Genomic DNA, 20,088 nt, shown 5'->3' with positions numbered 1-20,088 from the left:
CGCCCAGGTGGCTAGCTCTCGTGCGTGCCGGGCAGGGCATTAGGCCCTTAACCCAAATGCCTTTTGAGACCTTGTCGCAAAGAGGCGGGCAGGTTCAACGTTTCCGCTGTGAGTTCTGTCGGCGGCATGGGGCCTATCGCGCTGACCGACTGATGGCCATCGTCGGTGACGTGACTCTCGCAGACGCGATGACCAAGCTGGCCCTCAGTGTCGGCTGTCCGCGCGCGCTCAATCCCCCGAACATCAGCTCGATCAACTACAACTTGGAACGCTGCCAGATCCGCGTCGACATACCGCCACCCAAAATCCCACCGACGATCGGCCGGGCGATGCATGAGCACTGGCGCGGCTACATCAGCTGCGCGCGGCACCATCAGGGTCTCAAGCGGGCCAAGCCTTGCGGTGTCGAGAGGGAACTTGACCTGGCGACGCTGGTCGCGGCGTTGGGCTATGACTTCGAGATCGAGCGGTTGAGCAGCAAGCTATCGGCGCCGTGCTGCGGTAGTCGCATGTTCGAGCTGCGCTGGTATCGACCAGCAATCGAGAGCTCCGATGCGGGAGCAAGCGGTGCTCCAGAGCGTCTACGTCACAATAGCTAGGCCAACTCTCGCGCCAATCGAGTTATGGTGTGTCAGCACGGAGCACGCCGGTGAGAACTTTCGCAGTGATTGCCGCCGCCTTGATCTGTGTCGGCACGACCGCTGCCAGTGGACAGCAGGACAGCTGGGGACAGGAAGTGAAATCCTGCAATCAGTCCGACTGCTACCCCGGCGGCACGCCTCGCGGAGCATACGTCCGCGGATAGGCACAAGATGCGGATGGGCCTGGATATGCTGCCGAGATCCATGCGCTAGCCAATCCCGGCAAAGCCGAGCCCAAGTGTAAAAAGTTCCAATAGTTGCCATGCAGCGTGCAACAAAAAGAGCCCCGCGAGGTGCGGGGCTAGTTGATCGGTGTTCAAACGATGTAGCGCTAGGGAACGCCACACCGCCGTAAACTCGACAGCCTGCCGAGTAGTTCCAAGGACGCCAAAACGTCTGTGTTAACTATGACCGCCGCGCATCTCCTTCGGGCCGGTGGGCCTGAAACAGTGGCGAAAAGGAGTAGAGGCGGACCAGGGTGAGGGCCTCGCTGCCTTGAAAATAAACCTTGGCGCGTAGCAGGGGGGCCTGGCCCGAGCGCACAAGGCGCTCGCCCAGAACGAGCTCGGCGGCCTCTTCGGGAGTTCGGGCAACAATTGTCGTCTTCTTTCCCTCACGCCTGCAGTCAACCACTTGATACGTTGTGCTCATCTCTAGTCCTATGCGTCTCGCTCAGCCTCGCCAGCAGAGGCTAAGGCATAGCTCTCATCGGCGGTGAGTTTCTGCTCTTGAGGGGGAGGGGGGCGCGCCGCGTCAGGGCTAGCCTGGCCATAGCCGAGCATCTGCATCTGCGCGCGCCAATCGTTCATCAACCCGCCAATTTCGTCGGGCGGGAGGATTCTCTGGCTACCAACCAGCAATATCCAAGGCTCGCGATCGAACTGAGCCGAGCGTTGCCGCTCTACAGCGTCAAACGCGTCCAGCGCACAGTAAAAATAATCATTGGCACCTGGGCGCGCTCGATCGGCGAAGTCGGAGGGGTAGGCCTGACCGGAGGTCGGGAGCCATAGCAGCGCTGCTTCGGAGTTCCAGTTCATTTCGGCACCGTTATTGACTGCTCGCCGACGCACCGTCAGCGGGAGGCGTTGCCGCCAAAGCAGGGTTAATGCTCTAGTCTGGAATGGCTGGGCGGTGCCTAGCGTTCCATAGGCGCATTGAGTGAACGCCAAAAACGCGGCATGCGAGCCACGACTTGCGAGCAACTCTTCCCCGAAGTCAGGGATTTAGTGGAAGCGACTTTTGCAGCGAGTACGGCCATGGCCGAACATATGGTCTTCGTGAAGTTCTCTAACGCCGTTTCTCATGCAGCGGGCCGGCCTTTGGCCTTCGCTCTGGCGTGCGGAGGCATTGTCGTGTGGGCGGTCACTGGGCCGATTTTCGGCTTCTCAGAGACCTGGCAATTGGTGGTGAACACGGGGACCACCATAATTACGTTTCTCATGGTCTTCGTGCTCCAAAACTCTCAAAATAGGGACAGTGCGGCCGTACAGGCAAAACTCGACGAGCTCGTCGCATGCATTGCTGCGCCCAACCAGGACCATGCGAAACCGGACTGCCCTTGCCGCTCACTCCATGGATGAAAATGATCAGAAGACTTGAGGGCCTGGAAACCGGCCTGCTGGGCGCGCACGACCAGGTCGAGGAGCTCGCTGGGCGGGAACTGTTCGTGCGAGGCGTGATATCCAATCAAAGTCATGAGCTTGGCTCCCAGTCACCAGTTTGGGCACGGGCCGGAGCAGCTCAGCCTACAAGTCATGGCCCCACCTCGACCGTCCAAAGTACGGTCCAGGGGCCAAGGCGCCCATCATCGAGAAAACCCTGTAGATGGATCTTGCGGCCAATGACGGACGCAAGGCCGGTGTGGGCGTTATCATCGAGATTGGCATACACCCTGAGGACGCTTTCATCCGCCAGAGTCCAGCTTATTAGGACCGCTTTCGGCGAAAGGACTTCGTAGCTTGAGGCAAACCCCTCAAGCCCGCTCAACCGGGGAATAATCTCCGTCCGTCGAATGTCGATTAGCGTGCGATAGTGCAGCATCCATCGAGAGTGGGGCTCTTTGGCCCTGAGGTCCCAGTCGAGCTTCCCCGAGCGGAATGTTGCCAGACTGGTCGGGTCCACCGTTTCGCTGATGTTCGGCTTGGTCTGATCCTCGTGCTCCGGAGCGCTTTTCAACTGCTCCTTGCGGCCCTGCCGTGTTGACTCCCGCTGTTCAGGAGGGGCGTCGGAGAAAAACGGAAACGGCACGGTGCTGGCCCACTCTTCGCCCATGAAGAGCATTGGTACCTGTGGCGACAGCAGGACAATGGCGGTGAGCGCCAGGACCGCGTCCTTGCTCGCCAAACCGGTGATGCGATCGCCCTTGATCCGGTTGCCCACCTGGTCGTGGTTCTGCATGTAAATGACGAATGAGGTCGCCGGCAGTCCGACGCTGGGCTCCCCGCGTGTCATGCCTTCGTGCGGCTTGAACTCGCCCTGATAAGCAAATCCCTCCGCCAGGGCGCGCCCCAATCTGTCGGTCCGTGCTTCGAAATCATCGAAGTCCGCGTAATACCCTGTGTTCTCGCCGGTAGCGGCGGCGTGCAGCAGGTGGTGGACATCGTCATTCCACTGGGAAGTGTAATGCACGGGTTCCGCAGTGCTGCCGCGGCGTAACCAGACTTCCTGATTGTCGGAATTCTCGACGATCAGGTGGGTGTGCCGATGAGGCCGCGCGGACCGAATACGTGCAGCGAGCAGCTCGAGGATATGGGTGTTGCTGTCATCCGCGATTGAGTGGACAGCGTCAAACCGAAGCCCATCCAGGTTGAATTCGATGATCCAGTAGAGCGCATTCTCGACAACGAATTCCCTGACGCCGGCTGACCCTTCGCCATCATAATTGATAGCGTCTCCCCAAGGGCTCTCATGTCGCTTGGTGAAAATCGGTGCGATCGCGGGGAGGAAGTTCCCGTAGGGGCCGAAGTGGTTGTAGACGACGTCGAGAAAGACCATCAAAGACCTGCTGTGTGCGGCGTCGATGAAGGCTTTTAGATCCTCTGGCCTTCCGTAGCTCGCGTCGGGGGCGAACCACATTGCGCCATCGTAGCCCCAATTGAACTTCCCGTAGAAGTCCGCCACGGGCATGAGCTGGATGGCCGTTACGCCAAGCGCCACCAAATGATCGAGTTTGGAAATTGCTGCTCGAAACGTTCCTTCCTTGGTGAACGTACCAAGGTGAACTTCGTAGATGATCGCCTCTTCCCAAGGGCGGCCGTTCCAGTCGATGTCTGCCCAAGAGTACTGGGAAGGGTCAATGACCTCGCTGAAACCGAACAGATCATCAGGCTGATAGCGTGAAGCAGGATCCGCGATGGTCGTGCCATCGGGGAGAACATATTGGTAGAGAGCGCCCGCCTTTACACCTTCGACGTCGAGCCGGTGCCAGCCGTCGCCGACGGTCGCGAGATCGAGGTGGTTCCTGCGTCCCTTCAGCTTCAAGCGCACAGACTTGCATTTTGGTGCCCAGATTTTGAACCGAGTTCCCCGCTCTTGCACCTCGGCGCCAAACCTCATCTTGTGACTACGAGCAGTGACCTTCCGCAGATGATGCATATGCATGACTAGTGACCGGTCTTAGAGTGAGGATCGGCTACCGCCTTGGACTCGGGTGAGCCGCGGTGGCGCAGGAAGATCGTGAGCACCACCAAGACCGCAGTGGACAGAAACTCAGACTGCCAGTTCTGAAAGGACTCAAACCACAGTTGCGCATCGGCGAGATACTCGATCGCGGTCTGCGTCGGCTCGCCATGCTGCAGCGCGTCTTGATTGGATGTAGCGACACTCGCCAGCCAGTGTAGCACAAAGGAGGCGATGAACAGCGCCATCAGGGCGATGCCGAGCGAGTATGAATACACCGCCGACCAGATGCCGCCGGCCTTTACGGGCCAGGGAGCGTGCTTCTTGATTTTTCGCTTGGCAGCACTGGCGTCTTCGGGATTTGGCTTGTCGGGGTCCTTTGACTCAGAGGATCCGCGCTGAAAAAGCAACGCGGTCATCATCACATAGGCCGACATCTGGAGAAACTCGCTCTCCCAGTTTTCAAACAGCGCCGACTGAAATGGGGCGCTGAAGAAATACTCGAGCAGGCCGACTTCCGGCGCTGAATGGCGGGCCAGCTCAGCGTTGTGATCAAGCCAGCCGGCTCCCAGCATGCCGCCAAAGCATAGGAGAAACAGCCCTAGCAGTGACAGGGTCAGACCGTTGTCGCGAAGAAATCGCATAACTGCCTCCTGCAGGCCCCGGACCAAGAGGTCCGGGGGACAGTTGGTTCAGGCTGCCTCGGCGTTCACGGCCGTCTCGGCCACTTGGGACAGCTTTTGATCCGTCGCGAGTTCTTCCTGCAGGGTGGCATCGAACAGAGCCGCGGCCTCAGGATAGCCAAGCTGGTTTGCCCAGGTTTTCAACGTGCCATAGCGCGCAATTTCATAGTGCTCGACCGCCTGCGCCGCGGAAACCAAACCGGCATCCAGGGCATCGGTGCCCTTAAAGTCTTCCATGATCGACTTGCCTTCGTCGATAATGCCCAGGATCGCCTCGCAGGTCTTGCCGCGCGGGTTCTTGCCCAACATCGTGAACACTTTTTCGAGGCGATCCACATGGTCTTCCGTTTCGACGAGATGCTGTTCGAAAGCGGCCTGGAGATCAGGCGATGTGGCGGCCTTCATCATCTTGGGTAGCGCTTTGAGGATTTGCCGCTCGGCGAAATAGATGTCCTTCACGGTGTCCAGAAACAGGTCATCAAGAGTTTTGGCTTCGGCCATTTTTGTCTCCTCTGGGTTGGGACGCTGAACGGGCAACGACCTGAACCGAGGGAAGTTCCTCGGTTTGGCGGGAAGACGGACCCGCGAAATGGCGCGGCCGATGCGATCGACATGTGAGATGGAACGATAGGGCCAAACGGGCATTGTCGCCTGATCGTGAGGTAACTGACGCTACCCATGACAGCCCCGGTGGAAACACCGGGGCCTTGTGTTTAGCCCTCTGAACTGGGGTTGCCGATATGTGCGGGACCGTTCAAATCGCGTTCGATCTCGATTTGCAGAAGGCTTCGTATGGCTTCTTCTGAAGGATCGGGCCCAGCGGGAAACCGAATTGGGCGCTCGTTCACGATCGCGTGGACCATGCCATATTCGATGTAGTAGCTGCCTTCGTAGAGGCACTCGTTGACAGCAAATTCAATGCTCCTGACAACGTGTTCCTGGTGCATTTTAGTCGTCCGCTCGATGTGCTCACCCCCCCGTGGGTGGCTTCGCTAGAGTTGAGGCCATGTGCGGCCCGGGCGATGCGCCGGCCAGGCAGCAAGGGAATCTTTGATAACTGCCGTGGCGCGGGAGTAATCTATTTGAGCAAGGACGAGTTTCAAGCGCAGATCAGCCCCCATGTTGGGACCGCGCGACAACATCTGGGAACTGGGTTATCCGTTGCGCAATAAGGCTCGCTGCGGCGCAATCCCGTCGCCAGCCTCTGTATCACCGCTATGGCCAAATCCTGACGACTGTCAGGGTATCCGGCGATCAAAGCGCTGGGCCTTCAATACACCGGTCTCTTCCAGCTCATAAGAAACGCAGTATCTGCACTCCTGGTCCGAAGCTAGTGGAGTCACTTCAATGACGCGGACCGGTAGCTTGTGTGCTCTAAATCGTCCCGCAATCAAATCGGCAATCTCTGCAGGCTCAAGTTGCCTGCATTGATCTATCAACGACTTGTCGCGAAGCAGGTCATGGATTGTGCGTTTGAGACGGTCGAGGGCGTGCTTCATTTTGCACCGGATGACAGTCAAGAAGGATACTTCAATCGTAAATTAGTCCTTCCATCAAGCCGCAGCCGCGCAAACCAGATCTTGCCCGGAAATGGTGGAATCATCTCCCTCAAGGGCGCACAATAGGGACCTGCCGGACGGTTTCGAGGCGATGGCGACGCTTGTTGCATTTGGCTCATCCCCTAGTTGGGGGAGGCATCCAGAGTTTTAGGCGGATGCGGGAGGCGGGTAAGGCCCGGGCCGCTGGCAGCGTACCGCAGTTGGCACACATCATCGCAGGAGGGTCTTATGCCTTTTAACGGCAGGGTTGTGTTGGTTACGGGCGGTGGTTCGGGCATTGGCAAAGCCATTGCCAAAGAGCTAGCGAAATTGGGGGCCAGCGTTGTCATTGCTGACATTAGCCGCGTATCAGCAGATGGGGTTGTCGCCGAGATTAACGCTGCCGGCGGGACTGCGGCCGCGATTGAAATGGACAGCGCGCTACCAGAGGACAACGAGGCGGCCGTTGACTTCGCCGTAAAGACCTTCGGTAAGCTCAATTACGCCGTCAACAACGCAGGCATCGGTGGCAAAGCCGCCCCTACCGGTGAGGTTGACGTCGTAGAGTGGCAACGCGTGATTGATATCAATCTCAATGGCGTTCTGTATGGGATGCGGTACCAAATCCCCGCCATGCTTCGGGCCGGGGCAGCGGAAAGCGCCATTGTAAACATGGCTTCGATTCATGGCGCCGTGGCCGCGATAAATAACGGCGCTTACACGGCCGCCAAGCACGGGGTCGTTGGAATAACGAAGAATGCTGCTGCCGAGTACGGGCCCCAAGGATTGCGCATCAACAGCGTTGGTCCGGCCTATATCGATACGCCTCTGCTGGCAAATCTGTCGGAGGAAATCCGAACTGCACTTATTGCCCGCCACCCGCTCGGGCGGCTTGGAAAGGCTGAAGAAGTCGCAACCCTCGTACGTTTCCTTCTGTCCGAAGATGCGTCCTTCATGACAGGAGGCTACTATTTGGTGGATGGCGGATATACGGCGATTTAGCCTACTTTCTGCACGGCTATCTAACAGAAAAGGCGGGGATGACCCCGCCTTCGATCCTTCCTAACGAAGGAAGAAAATGATGATGATGATAAGCCAGATTGGTACGCCCAAGAGCCAAAGGCCGATGCCACGCAACATGGTGTTTCCTTTCCTGTGTTAGAAGCGACGGAACACGCCGACAAATTCCGTGTTGCTGTCACGGTGATTGCCGCCCTTTTGGGCTGCCCAGAAGGCTCCGATCGCCGATACCAGTAGCGATGCCGCAACCAGGAAAGCTGCGATGATGGCGGTGTTGCGCGCGATGCGAGCGGCCTCTAGCGCCTTTTGGCGGGCTTGCTCCACGCTGGCGACGACCTGATCGACGCGGGCCTGAGCTTCTTCGGGGGTTAGGCCGGTGTTGGCCGAAACGACACTCGCAAGGTACGTCCGGTCCTCAGGCGCCATCGCGCCGTCGGTGAGCGCCATTTGGGTGAAGATGCGGCCGGCTTCGTCGCGCGCAGCTCCAGCATCGGTCGGCTGATTGGACCGGAACAAGGTATCCACGAAATAGGCATTAGGGTCGACGGCATCTTCGGCGACATTGGATGCCACATTCGCTACCGTAGACGTTGCTGCGCCCACTGCGTTCGCCGCTGCCTCAATACCGCTCAGCGCGATCATGGCACCCAGCAGCGCTGCGCCAGCCCATACCAGAAGCCCGTGAGCACCGTCGCGCAGGTCGCTTTCGTCTTCCGTGGCATCGAAATAGCGACGGCGAAGGCGACCGGTCAGATAGCCGCCGGCCATGAAGCTGGAAACTTGAACCCAGAGGAACCAGGTAGCGGCCGCAATGCCAACGAAGATAGGGTTGGCGTCTGTGCCATAGCCAAAATCAAGAAAATTGAGGCCGACTGCCGAGCCGAAGCTGATCAGCACCAGCGATATTGCCGAAGCCAGCACAATGCCGGCGATGATTGCGGGCCAATCGACGTAGGAGTTATCGTCCCTCGATCGCACTGGTTCCACAGCAGCCACCAGGGGCGGGCTATCTATTGTCATGAATTTGCTCCGAACTGGTTGGTGGGAAAGGGCTCAGTGCAGCCCAATGAACGACAACACGGCCATCACGATGACGACCAGGCCAACAAGGTAAATAATGGAGTTCATGGCATCCTCTCCGGGAGTGTTGATGAACACTCAACCGCATGAAGGGCCGATTGGTTGCCCCTAGAGGTGTCGATAACGCATGATTGTGGGGCAGAGGGCCGGAATGTTTAATACAGGCGACGACGGCCTAGTTATAGCGGAGACACGAACTCGGCTTCGGCTCTTTCAGGAGGGCACTTGCGTTCAATAGCGCTCATCGGCGCGATTAGTGTCCAGCACACCCCTTCTTCGCGAACTATACTCGCATGTCCGGACACCGCGGAGGGGGCGATCTTCTCAAGCACTACCGTTCCGAACCCTCGGCGCGGGGTGGGATCTGCCTCCTTTGGCGGGCTGACGATGTCGGGGGCCTCCCGCCAGCGGAGTTCGAAGTCGCTTCCAACGACCCTCCAGTCGACGGAGATAGTGCCGTCATCCCGCGATAAGGCCCCATATTTCATGGCGTTCGTGGTCAGCTCGTGAAGGGCCATGCCCAGGTATTGAACCGCCATTGGTTGCAAGGAGATAGCTGGCCCCGAGAGACTAACTCTGTCCTCGCTGCCGAAGATGCTGACGTGATCCAGCACGAGTTCGAACAGGTTTGCGCCCTTCCAATCGCCCTTCACCAGCAGGTCTTGAGAGCGTGACAGCGCCATAATGCGCTCTCGAAGTTGGGCCACGAATTCCTGGACTGACTGTTCGCCACGGTTCTCTGTTTCCCGAACCATTGAGAGGATGACCGCGAATTGGTTCTTTACGCGATGATTGACCTCGCGCATGAGACCGTGGACGCGGGCCTCGGCCTCCTTCACTTCTGTGATATCGCGGGCGATCTTAGACACCCCGACAATATTGTCTTGCCGATCGCGGATCGGAGAAATCGTCAGAGATACAGGAAAGAGTTGTCCACTCTTCCGGCGACGAATTGTTTCAAAATGGTCGACAACTTCGCCGGCTCGAATGCGGGCGAGAATTTCCGCTTCCTCGTATCGACGATCGACTGGGATGAGCATCAGGATCGATTGACCGATGGCCTCTTGCGGGGTGTACCCAAATACGCGCGTGGCGCTCTCGTTCCAGGTAACAATGGTACCGGTGAGGTCCTTGCTGATGATAGCGTCATGCGAGTGGCGTACGATCGCAGCAAGGTGCATTTCGGCGTCGATTGTCGAGCTTGTCACTGCGGTAACCCTTCGTGAAATCGGCCGAATACCACGGCAGCCATCGCCAAAAAGGCGCCCGTCGCATCGACGAGCGCCCGCATATTGTCAGAGCTGCCAAATATAGGCGCTACCAAGACTGACGATTGTACCAGTCGTCAATGTCCTTTTTGACCTCGTCCTTGGCACGGCCATAGCGTTCCTGGATTTTTCCCTCCAATTGCTCGCGATTGCCGTTGATCTGCGCGAGATCATCATCGGTAAGCTTGCCCCATTGTTCTTTGATCTTGCCGGACATCTGCTTCCAGCTTCCCTCAATGCGATTCCAATCCATAGGACATCTCCTTGTTTCTAAGGGAAGCAACGTGGGCGCCTGACTGAAGTTCCAACAACACCTTCACTCCGAGCACCGTCAGTCCGAGCGTTGAGCAGTCTAAACGACGCCTTGTCCGCCTGTGGCGCCGAACACTTCGCCTGTCAGGTAGCTCCCTTCCTGTGACGCGAGCAGCACATAGATTGGGGCAATCTCGACGGGCTGTCCTGGGCGCCCGAAGGTGCTGTTCTGGCCAAAATTCTGCACCTTTTCCTGCGTCTGGCCCCCAGAGGGCTGCAGCACCGTCCAAAATGGCCCCGGCGCAACAACGTTCGCCCTGATGCCCTTCTGGATCAGTTGGTCGGCCAGGGCCTTGGTGTAGGCAACGATACCCGCCTTGGTGGTTGCGTAATCCAGCAGGTGAGCCGAGGGCTCGAAGGCCTGGATCGAGGCTGTCGTGATAACGGCGGCGCCGGGAGGCAGGTGGGGAACGGCAGCTTGCACCGTCCAGTGTAGGGCGTACAGGTTCGTTTTCAGCGTCTGATCAAAGTCTTCGGAAGAGACCTCAGCCACGGAGGGCCGGGTCTTCTGTCGCGCCGCATTGAGTACCAGCACATCCAGACCATCAAAGGCTTTGACGGTGCGATCAATCATTTCCCGGCACCAGGATTCATCGGTGACATCGCCAGGCAAAGCCAAGGCGCGCACGCCAGCCGCCTTAATCAGCTCGATGACCTCCTTGGCGTCACGTTCCTCCTCCGGCAGATACCCGATAGCGACATCGGCACCTTCCCTGGCAAAGGCGATGGCCGCCGCCCGCCCGATTCCGGAGTCGCCCCCGGTGATTAGGGCTTTTCGCCCGGCCAGTTTGCCGCAGCCGACATAGCTAGACTCGCCATGGTCGGGCGCCGGCTCCATCTTGGCCACGATGCCAGGGCCCGACTGCGGCTGTTTCGGGAAGGGGGGCGCCGGGTATTGGTAACGGGGGTCCTGCATTTTCAAACGGTCTGACATCGCGCTTCCTTTCCATGGCTTCGTGGAGGTCAATGGCCTACCTGCGCGATGCGTTCCGATCGGGATGCGGATGGTCGCCCGTCACGGCGAGATCCAGCCAAGCTCGGGCATGCTCGGCCACCCGATCGCCCGTGGCTAAGCCGATCGGATGCCATTTCCCTTGAGCTTGCTGGGCCGGTCAAAATGTCTCGGAAGTCCCTGGCGGCCGGCTACAATACCGCAAGTTCTCGATTGGACACGGCCTGACCATAGGCAGCTTTGATGGAGGCCTTGTTTTCAATTGCCAGGATGACCGAGTGAGCGAAGTCGGTCTCGTACATTTGCGAAAGGTTGTTTAAGCCACCGGGTGTGAAGACATTAATCTCGAGCAGCTTTTCGCCGACGATGTCGAGCCCCACCAGGAACATGCCGTCCTGCAATAACTTCGGGCGAACCGTCTCTGCGATCTCGAGCATGATATCGCTAACCGCAATCTTCTCCGCGCTGCCGCCTGCATGAATATTTGATCGGATTTCGCCCTTGGCGGGTGCGCGCCTGAATGCAGCGAACTTGCCATGCCGCTGCAAGGGAATGCCGTTCATCAGGAAAAAACGCACGTCACCTTCCGCTGCCTCGGGCATGAACCCTTGAGCGATCAGATAGCCTTCCTCGCTGACGGCCTCGAAAATCTGGTTCAGGTTCGCCTCCTTTGGAGATGCAATTTTGAACACATTCTTCCCGCCGGATCCTTGAAGTGGCTTGAGGATGACGCCTTGGGGCTGGTCCTCAATGAACGCGCGGATTTCTTCAATGCTCTTGGAGATCAGTGTCTCCGGACGGACCGACGCTGGAAACTCCTGGAAGTAGAGTTTGTTCATGGCGCGCGCCAACCCGTCAGGATCGTTGAGGACAATAACGCCGCGCTCGGCAGCCATTCGTCCAAATATGGCGCCGACATGCGCGGCCCAGGGACGCTCAGTGGCGTCTTCGGAGGGGTCGTTGCGGAGCATCAAGACGTCGATTTCACTAACGTCCAAGGTTGTGACCGAGGTCTTTGACTGCAAGTCCCGGAACAGGGTCTCCGCCTTCTTGTAGTTGGAGGAGGGCAGGGTGAGGGCTCGTATCACCAGACTGTCATCCGGTCGCAGCACAAAATCCGCCGGCGTCAGGTAGCAGATTTCATGCCCGCGATTGAGGGCCGCCAAGGCCAGGTGGGTTGTTGAATAGTTGGCGGTCTCGCCTTCGAGGGAATTTACGAAAAACGCTATGCGCATAGTATCTCCTGAACGCTAAATCATCTCGATGGGCGACATGCCCGCAGTGGCCGCCTCAAGCCGTGCTTGCGCGCCGTCGTGAGACAGGAAAGCAGGTGTAATTTGCGCGGCATGCAGCAAGCCGCGTGCACTCAATTCCTGCATGACAGCAAAGTGGTTGGTAGCGATCTTCCCCATCCAGAATGGCTCAAGCTGACCACCGGTGCGCAGATGCTCGAGAACCTCCAGGAGGCCACGCAGATAGACAGCATCCTTGGCCAACCCGCCTCCGCGATAGAGGCGCAAGACAAGGTTGAATGCCGAGGTGGCCGACAGGCCAAAGCTGGTCACGAGCCGATAGCAATCGACGAAGCTGGCGCCCGTCAGCATCGCAGCGCACCCCTCAACGCGGGCCGCCAGCAGCCGCAGGCGGGTCTCCGTCATCCCTCCCACCAGGTATTCGGCAAGTACCGCCAGCCCTTCCTGAACTCCCTCGTAGCCCGCCAAGCCCGTTCGGAATAGGCGAAGTCCTTGGGCCGATCCGTTGAAATAGGTCAGCAAGTGCACACCGATCTCGTGGCTCAGCAGAGCGTCAACTCGCATTTTGGCCATTGTGGTGCTGCGGGCTATGAGCAGTTTATCGCCGGAGACCAGCAGGCCAGAAGGCAGATCGTCGCGAAGCTCTACCGTTGGCGAAAAGCTCCCGTTTTCCGCTGCGTATCTGCTGATCATCGCAGTGGCGCGGCGCTGCAGGTAGGCGCTGTCGGCGCCTTCGTCCTGCATCTGGCGTGAGCGCCTGGGCTTGGTTGAACTTAGTATCGATCGCGCCGCATCGCGAAGTCGGTCTTCAACCGGACCATAGAGTGCGCGTCCAAGCTCGATGAATCGTGGTGTCTCGCGGGCACCAAGCAGCGATAACTGCAAGTCCAATTCCTGTTGCTTCTCGCGATATAGCGCGGTCAGCACGGGATCTTCGAAGTGGTCCAGTTTGATCGCATGCAACGAGCGCTTCGCTTCGCTGATGTCCACGCTCAATGGCCGGTAAAGCAGTTTGGGCTCGCGCTCGAATCCTGAGTTCTCGAACGATTCCCAGGCCGCGGCGGCGTTTATGGGCGTGACCGCAAGCAGGACATCAAATGATCGTGCCACTTCATCGATCGCACGATCTGCGCGTTCAACGACGTCGATAAAGGCCTTTCGTCCCAAGGCCCGGTGGCTGGATATTGCAAGGCTTTTGGTAGTGCCGACAAAGGAACCAATCGCTTGCAAACCTGCATCGACAATGTTGGCGACGAGGCTTTCGAGCAATTGCGGGTAGACGCCTTTGGATTCCGGTACTTGATAGATCGGCGCGAAGCGGGTTGTTACCCAGGCGATTTTCGGCATCATCCGCGCCAAGATCGCCGCAGGGTCTTCGCGGCCATCCAGACGCCTCACTTTTGGTAGCCTGAATTCTGCTGGTGCGTTTTCCACTGCAGCAGCAAACTTCACCCCAGCGGACATTGCGCCGACATCGGTGGACGTTGAAATGGTAAGGTCAAACTCGGGCAGTGAGGCGGCGTTAGCGGCAATGTGGTCGGGGGGCAGTTCTGCCATATCCACCACAATGAAGGCACCGAAGCGCTTCGTCATTACTTCGGCGATCAGTTCAATAACGGCTTTCGCCCGCGCCCTGCTGCGCACCAGCAGATAGGACGAATTTGCGGTGACGGCATTGCGTGCCGCTCTTTGCCGCGCTGCCCCCATATGCACGACCAGGAACGGCAGGGCACGATCGATGTGCAGGCGTTCGCCGCGACCAAAGTCCCGCCGGATCGGTTCGCCTGCTTCCAATGCCGATGCAAACTGGGCGATCAGAGCCGCATCATCGATGCGGGTCATCCGCGAGCCTTGAGGCAGTCGAGGAGGACCGGCAAGGAGTTTGACAGAGCGTGACGCAGACTATTGATTTTTGCCTCGTAGCCTTCGCCAGTCCATTCGTCCATGAAGACCTTCTTGAACTCGATAGCTATGGCGCACCCGGTATCGGGGAAGTTCTCGTGCACGAACCTCGTCTGCTCCCCGCGCCCCTCGAATGCGACGTTTTCCTGGACGTCGATGCTGCGTCCTTCGAACTCGAAACTGCGCAAGCTCTGCATGAACGGGTCGAGCACGTCGCTCCATCGCGCCCGGTCCATTGATATCGTCCCGATATTGATCGTGGGGGCCTCGCACTGTGGCGATGGATCCGCGTCGGCCCCTTTGCGCCGGTGGTTGTAACTATGCACATCCAGCAGCACGAAATGTCCGAAGTCGCCCTCAAGGTCGCTCAGAATGTTCGCGAGCAGCGCGTAGTAGCGATCGTGAAAGTCCAGGGATGTGCCCATCTGTTCGTCCGACAGCGACTGCCGCCAAACGGACAGGCCCCAGGAATCCTCAGGCTTGCGGTAGATCGCAGCAGCACGCGCCCTGTTGAGATCCACTTCGAACCGTGAACGATGAACGATGATGCGATTGGGAACGTCGGCGATGAAATGCTCGGTGAAGGGGTCTTCTTCCCTTAGGCGGTCCGCATCGCTCAATGCCATGGCTGAAGCGAGGTCCGGCCTGACAAGAGTGCCATTGTGGATCGCGGAGCCAATTAACGGACTAAGAGCGCGGTGAACGGACCACATGCTCGCTTCGTCAAGCTTGGGCGCCTCGGGTTCTGACAGCAAATCGGCCTCATGCGTTGGTTACCGGCACTGCCGCTAAGCAGTGACTGGTCAACGTCGCCCCACGCCGGTGGTTCCAGATATGCCTTTCGCGCCCGAGAAAAACGGCGTCCTGGGCTCCGCACCGGCGCGATGACGCGGGCAAAACTTCGATGACTCTGAAGGGGTCAACCTCCAGATTGTGGCTTGGGGTGGACCCTCGATGCTTGTATCTCGCGCCCAGGGGATTGCACACGTCACTGCCCTGGCGATGGCCGTGGCGCGGCTGCGTCCCAAGTCTCTCAGCAATGCGGTGGACCCAGGTTGGGTGCCGACGCGCATGGGCGGCAGCAGTGCGCCGGACGATCCGGACGCCGGCGCCGAAACGCAGGCAGCGCTGGCCATCGGCGCCGCCGGCCTCGATGGATATTCCGGGGAGTACCTCCATCACATGGCCGTTCGTGATCCGGCTTCAGGCAAGCGTAATCCCGATGTGCAGGAGCGCTTGCTAAGGCTGTGCCAAGAGTGTCGGGCCTCTCGCTGTAAGCCGAAGTCACCTATGCCCGGTCCGGCCATTGTTGCCGACCGTCGGCAATCCACCTCAAATGCGCCGTTTCGTGCACAAACTGTGACGTACGCTTTCGGGAAGCTGGCAGCGCTTGTTGAATGACCGCAATGGGGCGCGTTGTTGCCAGACCGCTGCCGACCCCGTTTCAGACATTCGGAAAGGCAGGCTATCTCCACGAAAGCGGACGGTCGCTTTATGCCATCATTGTCGACGCCTTGATGTAGCCGCAGCCGCCCAGAACGTCAGCACCATCAACACGGCGAGTGCGACCACGGCGGCCATGGTCGTGGCATAGCTGCCAGTGGCCGACCATAGTGCCGCTGCCGCCAATGGAGACAGCGCTCGACTTATCGTCATCGGCACGACCAAGGCACCGTTGATGGCGCCATAGGCCTCCTTTGAAATCATCTCGGGGATGGCGATACCGCGAACAATCGTCATGATGCCGTTGGCCGCACCATAGACCAGGGCCGCAATGGCGACGAATGCGAACTCAGCAGGTGCCCAGGCAAACAGGCCCATGGCGATGGGGAAGCCCAGAACCACCAAGGAGCCGATACGCCTGGCCGATGCTTCCTTGCCGAAGGCCATGATGAAAATGCGCCCGGCAACCTGCGCTGGCCCGATGATCGTCATGGCCGCCACGACGGTATATTCGTTGAAGCCGCGCTCAAGCATGATGGGGTAGAAATGCAGCAGCAGCATCGAGAAGCTGGCGGTATAGGCGGTGAAGCTGGCGGCCAGGAACCAGAATACCGGGTTGCGAAGCGCATCGCCCAAGTGGGATCGCGATTTCGCTTCCGGCACGGGCGCATGGCGCTGGGCATCTTGGGCGGGGTCGATGACGCCGAAGTAGAGCGTGGCGCATAACATGATGTTCACGGCCGCCAGCACTTCCAGCGTTCCCCGCCATCCAAATAAGTCGAGCAGGACCTGGACGACCGGAACGAAGACCGTGGACGCGAAGCCGCCCCATAATGTGAGCGCGGTGATACCGTTCCTGGCGTGGCTGGGGCCCGCGCGACGGGCGACAACGGCGAAGGCCGGTTCGTAGAGGGTGGCAGCTTGCAGGGCACCAACACCGGCAGAGCCGATATAGAACAGCACGATATTGTCGGTAACGGCCCACAGCACCAAAAGCAGGCCTGCCAGGACCGACGCGCCGGCCATCACCTGTCGCCCATTGCCCGTGTCGATCGCTTTCCCGATCGGGATCGCCAGCGTGGCCGACAGCAGCGCTCCCAGCGTGGCCGAACCATAGATCAGGGTCTTGTCCCAGCCCAGATCGGCCTCCATGGCGGTGGCGATGAGCGGGAAGGAATAGTAGAGCGAACCCCAGCTCGCGATCTGGGCAACGCCCAGGCCCGTGATGAACCAGGATTTCCCCGAAACGGGCACAAGTGCGGCAATATCGGCCATGAGGGTTAAATCGACCGAAGGCCGACCCTTTCTTCGAGCTTGGCTGCCGCTTCTTTGCGCTCGCTGTAGCGGGAGGTGAGGTAGTTGGAAACGCCACGATTGATGAGCGTGAACTTCACCAGCTCTTCCATGACATCAACAACCCTATCGGAGAACGATGACGGCTTCATGCGGCCAGCCTCATCGAACTCCTGATAGGCCTTGGCCACGCTCGACTGGTTGGGGATCGTGACCATCCTCATCCAGCGACCCAGAATCCTCATCTGGTTGACCGCGTTGAATGACTGCGAGCCGCCCGACACCTGCATGAGGGCGAGCGTACGGCCTTGGGTCGGCCTGACGGCGCCGTCCGGCAGCGGGATCCAATCGATCTGGGCCTTCATCACCGCGCTCATGGCCCCGTGCCTTTCCGGGCTCGTCCATACCTGACCCTCGGACCAGAGCATTGCTTCGCGAAGCTCCTGCACCTTGGGATGGTCATCCGGCGCATCGTTCGGCAGCGGCAAACCGTTGGCATGGAACAGCCGAACCTCGGCGCCGAATGCCTCAAGCAGGTGCTGGCCTTCGACAGTGAGAAAACGGCTGTACGACCTTTCTCGCAGCGACCCATATAGCATGAGGATGCGCGGCTTGTGGTCAATCGCTGGCGATATGAGCTGGGAAACGTCGGGAACCTGGAAAGCGGCAGGCACAAGGTTCGGTAGATCAGACAACACGCTTCCCTTCAGCGTCGATGATGACTTCGCCGTCTTCCTTTGTGAACGGGCCTATGTCGGGGTTCTCCAGAATATCGAGCACAACCTCCGAAGGCCGGCATAGGCGCGTGCCCAGAGGCGTTATGACAAAAGGTCGATTGAGAAGGATCGGATGCTCGCCAATGGCATCGAGCAGGTCATCGTCGGTCTTGGCAGGGTCGGCCAAGCCGAGTGCTTCGAACGGTGTGTCCTTCTTGCGAACGGCTTCACGCACGGTCAGGCCAGCATCGGAGATCATCCTCACGACGGTTTGCCGGTCTGGCGGAGTTTTCAGGTATTCGATCACGGTCGGCTGGCCCCCCGATTGTCTGATCATGGCAAGCGTATTGCGCGACGTGCCGCATTCGGGATTGTGGTAGATGGTGACGGTCATGAGGCTGCTCTTGTCTCTGTGTTATTTTTCACGGTAGCGCCGCGTTCATACCAGCCCTTGGACCGGTTCACGATCCAGACCACCGAGAGCATGACCGGCACTTCCACCAGCACGCCGACGACGGTCGCCAAGGCGGCACCGGAATTGAAACCGAACAGGGCAATGGCCGCAGCGACGGCCAGTTCGAAGAAGTTGGATGCGCCGATCAATGCGGACGGGCCGGCAACACAATGCTGTTCGCCGGTGGCGCGGTTCAGGAGATAGGCGAGGCCCGAGTTGAAATAGACCTGGATCAAGATGGGCACGGCCAGGAGCAGGATGATGGTCGGCTGGGCAACGATCTGCTCACCCTGGAAGCCGAAGAGCATCACCAGCGTCAGGAGCAGAGCCGCAATCGAGATCGGCTGCAGGATGGCCAGCGCTCGGTTCATTCGATCGACGCCGCCGCTGGCCAGCAACCACCTGCGATAGAATTGAGCGGCGATGACGGGCACGACAATGTAGAGGCCGACCGACAGCAGCAGCGTATCCCACGGCACTGTGATGGCCGATAGACCGAGGAGCAGGCCGACGATGGGGGCGAAGGCGACAACCATGATGGCGTCGTTGAGTGCGACTTGGCTCAGGGTGAAATGCGGCTCGCCTTTGACCAGGTTCGACCAGACGAACACCATTGCCGTGCACGGCGCCGCAGCGAGGATGATGAGGCCGGCGATGTAGCTGTCGATCTGTATTTCCGGCAGCAGTGGACGAAACAGAAATCCGATGAAGAGCCAGCCCAGCAGCACCATGGAGAAGGGCTTGATGGCCCAGTTGATAAAAACGGTGACGCCGATACCACGCCAGTACGCGCCGACCTGGCGCAAGCTCAAGAAGTCGATCCGAACCAGCATGGGGATGATCATGAGCCAGATCAGTACCGCCATGGGAATGTTGACTTGAGCATACTCAACGGCACCGAGGCCTTGGAAGAAGCCTGGAAAGAGCTGACCGGCGGCGATGCCCACGACAATACAGATGGCGACCCACAGGGTCAGGTAGCGTTCGAAGACGGTCATCATGCGGCGCCCTTGCTGGTGCGGGTCGTTCCGTCCATGGCGCCGATCCCCTGGAGCTTCGAGGTCAGCGACATCCGATCGATCGAGGCGAGCGGCAAGCTCATGAAGGCCGCAATGCGATTCCGCAGGTACTTGAGGGCGTCGTCAAATGCGGCCTCCTGCCGGAAATCGGGGCCGGTGACGGCAGCGGGGTCTTCGATACCCCAGTGTGCGGTCATCGGCTGGCCCGGCCAGACAGGGCACGCCTCGCCAGCGGCGTTGTCGCAGACGGTGAAGACGAAATCCATCTGGGGAGCGTCGGCGGTAGCGAACTCGTCCCAGGGCTTGGAGCGCAGGCCTTCCGTGGCGATGCCAGCCCGGCGTAGGGTCTGGAGAGTGAGAGGATGCACCTGACCCTTGGGTGTCGAGCCTGCAGAAAAGGCGTGGAACCGACCCTCGCCAATGTGGTTCATCAGGGCTTCGCCCAGGATTGAGCGGGCCGAATTGCCGGTGCAGAGGAAAAGAACATTGTAGATCCGATCAGCAGACACATGCGGTCTCCCTTGCGGTTGAGCATGCGGCAGCCGCTGCGGCGGCAGGTGCACAGATTTCGGGGTGGCCCGAGCAGCAGTCCCGCATCAGGAATTCGACCAGGCCGGCCAGCGTGTCGTAGCTGGCGCTGTAGATGATCGAGCGGGACTCGCGGCGGGATTCGATCAGTCCTGATCGCTCCAGGTGCGCCAGGTGAAACGATGCGCCCGACGAGGATGCGCCAACAGCCTCACCGACTGCGCCGGCCGACAGACCGTCAGGACCGGCCTGCACCAGGACACGAACCATTCGCAGGCGCGTTTCCTGCGATAGGGCGGCGAACGCATCGAGGGCTTGCGGTTCTTCAAGTTTCATTTCAATATCTCAACGATTGTTGAATCATTGGG

General features: G+C 59.3%; 22 protein-coding genes and 1 pseudogene. 4 read left to right on the top strand and 19 right to left on the bottom strand.

The features are described 5' to 3' along the window. The first annotated feature begins 152 nt into the window (after nt 1–152). Nucleotides 153–599, top strand: a complete 447-nt coding sequence (locus ACZ5WT_RS17295; protein ID WP_464285001.1) for a hypothetical protein — start codon at nt 153–155, stop codon at nt 597–599. 701 nt (nt 600–1,300) lie between these two features. Here the strand turns inward: ACZ5WT_RS17295 and ACZ5WT_RS17290 are convergent. Next, on the bottom strand, nt 1,301–1,678 hold the full coding sequence (locus tag ACZ5WT_RS17290; protein ID WP_464285000.1) for a hypothetical protein: 378 nt from the start codon (nt 1,676–1,678) through the stop codon (nt 1,301–1,303). Between the two features lie 141 nt (nt 1,679–1,819). Between ACZ5WT_RS17290 and ACZ5WT_RS17285 the strand changes: the two genes are divergently transcribed. Beyond that, nucleotides 1,820–2,221: a low affinity iron permease family protein gene (locus ACZ5WT_RS17285; RefSeq protein WP_464287236.1), complete on the top strand. Its 402-nt coding sequence runs from the start codon at nt 1,820–1,822 to the stop codon at nt 2,219–2,221. Here the strand turns inward: ACZ5WT_RS17285 and ACZ5WT_RS17280 are convergent. The 5 genes and pseudogenes from ACZ5WT_RS17280 to ACZ5WT_RS17260 form a co-directional block, all read right to left on the bottom strand. Beyond that, a pseudogene (locus ACZ5WT_RS17280) lies at nt 2,140–2,337 on the bottom strand (LLM class F420-dependent oxidoreductase); the annotation flags it as partial. The gene ACZ5WT_RS17285 and the pseudogene ACZ5WT_RS17280 sit on opposite strands and share 82 nt — an antisense overlap. A gap of 56 nt (nt 2,338–2,393) precedes the next feature. Then, the gene (treZ, locus tag ACZ5WT_RS17275; RefSeq protein ID WP_464284999.1) at nt 2,394–4,196 is read right to left on the bottom strand and encodes a malto-oligosyltrehalose trehalohydrolase; all 1,803 of its coding nucleotides are present in this window, start codon (nt 4,194–4,196) and stop codon (nt 2,394–2,396) included. A 47-nt stretch (nt 4,197–4,243) separates the two neighbouring features. Then, a complete protein-coding gene (locus tag ACZ5WT_RS17270) occupies nt 4,244–4,903 on the bottom strand; it encodes a DUF6766 family protein (RefSeq protein WP_464284998.1) in 660 nt (219 codons plus the stop codon). A 48-nt stretch (nt 4,904–4,951) separates the two neighbouring features. Next, nucleotides 4,952–5,443: a YciE/YciF ferroxidase family protein gene (locus tag ACZ5WT_RS17265; RefSeq protein ID WP_464284997.1), complete on the bottom strand. Its 492-nt coding sequence runs from the start codon at nt 5,441–5,443 to the stop codon at nt 4,952–4,954. Between the two features lie 212 nt (nt 5,444–5,655). Continuing rightward, a complete protein-coding gene (locus ACZ5WT_RS17260) occupies nt 5,656–5,889 on the bottom strand; it encodes a hypothetical protein (RefSeq protein ID WP_464284996.1) in 234 nt (77 codons plus the stop codon). Between the two features lie 840 nt (nt 5,890–6,729). Between ACZ5WT_RS17260 and ACZ5WT_RS17255 the strand changes: the two genes are divergently transcribed. After that, entirely contained in the window at nt 6,730–7,482 is a 753-nt protein-coding gene (locus ACZ5WT_RS17255; protein WP_464284995.1) for an SDR family NAD(P)-dependent oxidoreductase, read from the top strand. A gap of 156 nt (nt 7,483–7,638) precedes the next feature. Here the strand turns inward: ACZ5WT_RS17255 and ACZ5WT_RS17250 are convergent, their stop codons facing one another. From ACZ5WT_RS17250 to ACZ5WT_RS17220, 7 genes are all read right to left on the bottom strand, one after another. Beyond that, nucleotides 7,639–8,520, bottom strand: a complete 882-nt coding sequence (locus ACZ5WT_RS17250; RefSeq protein ID WP_464284994.1) for a hypothetical protein — start codon at nt 8,518–8,520, stop codon at nt 7,639–7,641. Between the two features lie 239 nt (nt 8,521–8,759). Further along, a complete protein-coding gene (locus ACZ5WT_RS17245) occupies nt 8,760–9,788 on the bottom strand; it encodes a sensor histidine kinase (protein ID WP_464284993.1) in 1,029 nt (342 codons plus the stop codon). Nucleotides 9,789–9,897: 109 nt separating this feature from the next. Continuing rightward, nucleotides 9,898–10,101, bottom strand: a complete 204-nt coding sequence (locus ACZ5WT_RS17240; protein WP_464284446.1) for a CsbD family protein — start codon at nt 10,099–10,101, stop codon at nt 9,898–9,900. A gap of 99 nt (nt 10,102–10,200) precedes the next feature. After that, nucleotides 10,201–11,094 (bottom strand): SDR family oxidoreductase, encoded by an 894-nt coding sequence (locus ACZ5WT_RS17235; protein ID WP_464284992.1) that lies wholly within the window; start codon nt 11,092–11,094, stop codon nt 10,201–10,203. 209 nt (nt 11,095–11,303) lie between these two features. After that, a complete protein-coding gene (locus ACZ5WT_RS17230) occupies nt 11,304–12,347 on the bottom strand; it encodes a glutathione synthetase (RefSeq protein WP_464284991.1) in 1,044 nt (347 codons plus the stop codon). A gap of 15 nt (nt 12,348–12,362) precedes the next feature. Continuing rightward, nucleotides 12,363–14,207, bottom strand: coding sequence for a flavohemoglobin expression-modulating QEGLA motif protein (locus ACZ5WT_RS17225; RefSeq protein ID WP_464284990.1), 1,845 nt, complete (start codon nt 14,205–14,207; stop codon nt 12,363–12,365). Beyond that, nucleotides 14,204–15,022 carry an N-formylglutamate amidohydrolase gene (locus ACZ5WT_RS17220; protein ID WP_464284989.1) on the bottom strand — a complete coding sequence of 273 codons (819 nt, stop codon included), beginning with the start codon at nt 15,020–15,022 and terminating at the stop codon, nt 14,204–14,206. Before ACZ5WT_RS17220 ends, ACZ5WT_RS17225 begins: the two co-directional genes overlap by 4 nt. Nucleotides 15,023–15,221: 199 nt before the next feature. Here ACZ5WT_RS17220 and ACZ5WT_RS17215 point away from each other — a divergent pair, with 199 nt between their 5' ends. After that, nucleotides 15,222–15,668, top strand: coding sequence for a hypothetical protein (locus ACZ5WT_RS17215; protein WP_464284988.1), 447 nt, complete (start codon nt 15,222–15,224; stop codon nt 15,666–15,668). Nucleotides 15,669–15,767: 99 nt separating this feature from the next. Here the strand turns inward: ACZ5WT_RS17215 and ACZ5WT_RS17210 are convergent, their stop codons facing one another. Genes ACZ5WT_RS17210 through ACZ5WT_RS17185 form a run of 6 tightly spaced genes read right to left on the bottom strand, consistent with a single transcriptional unit; the run spans nt 15,768 to nt 20,056 of the window. After that, on the bottom strand, nt 15,768–16,985 hold the full coding sequence (locus ACZ5WT_RS17210) for an MFS transporter (RefSeq protein WP_464284987.1): 1,218 nt from the start codon (nt 16,983–16,985) through the stop codon (nt 15,768–15,770). 5 nt (nt 16,986–16,990) lie between these two features. Continuing rightward, a complete protein-coding gene (gene arsH, locus ACZ5WT_RS17205; protein WP_464284986.1) occupies nt 16,991–17,701 on the bottom strand; it encodes an arsenical resistance protein ArsH in 711 nt (236 codons plus the stop codon). After that, entirely contained in the window at nt 17,691–18,113 is a 423-nt protein-coding gene (gene arsC / locus ACZ5WT_RS17200) for an arsenate reductase (glutaredoxin) (RefSeq protein ID WP_464284985.1), read from the bottom strand. The genes arsH and arsC overlap by 11 nt, the downstream gene beginning before the upstream one ends. Beyond that, nucleotides 18,110–19,171, bottom strand: a complete 1,062-nt coding sequence (gene arsB, locus ACZ5WT_RS17195; RefSeq protein WP_464287235.1) for an ACR3 family arsenite efflux transporter — start codon at nt 19,169–19,171, stop codon at nt 18,110–18,112. The genes arsC and arsB overlap by 4 nt, the downstream gene beginning before the upstream one ends. After that, on the bottom strand, nt 19,171–19,701 hold the full coding sequence (locus ACZ5WT_RS17190) for an arsenate reductase ArsC (RefSeq protein WP_464284984.1): 531 nt from the start codon (nt 19,699–19,701) through the stop codon (nt 19,171–19,173). Before ACZ5WT_RS17190 ends, arsB begins: the two co-directional genes overlap by 1 nt. Next, nucleotides 19,691–20,056 (bottom strand): ArsR/SmtB family transcription factor, encoded by a 366-nt coding sequence (locus ACZ5WT_RS17185; RefSeq protein WP_464284983.1) that lies wholly within the window; start codon nt 20,054–20,056, stop codon nt 19,691–19,693. The genes ACZ5WT_RS17190 and ACZ5WT_RS17185 overlap by 11 nt, the downstream gene beginning before the upstream one ends. Nucleotides 20,057–20,088: the final 32 nt, after the last annotated feature.

It is taken from the genome of Devosia sp. T2-14, assembly GCF_055397495.1.
Note: the sequence above shows the minus strand (reverse complement) of the source record. Positions and strands in the feature narration are given on the sequence as shown.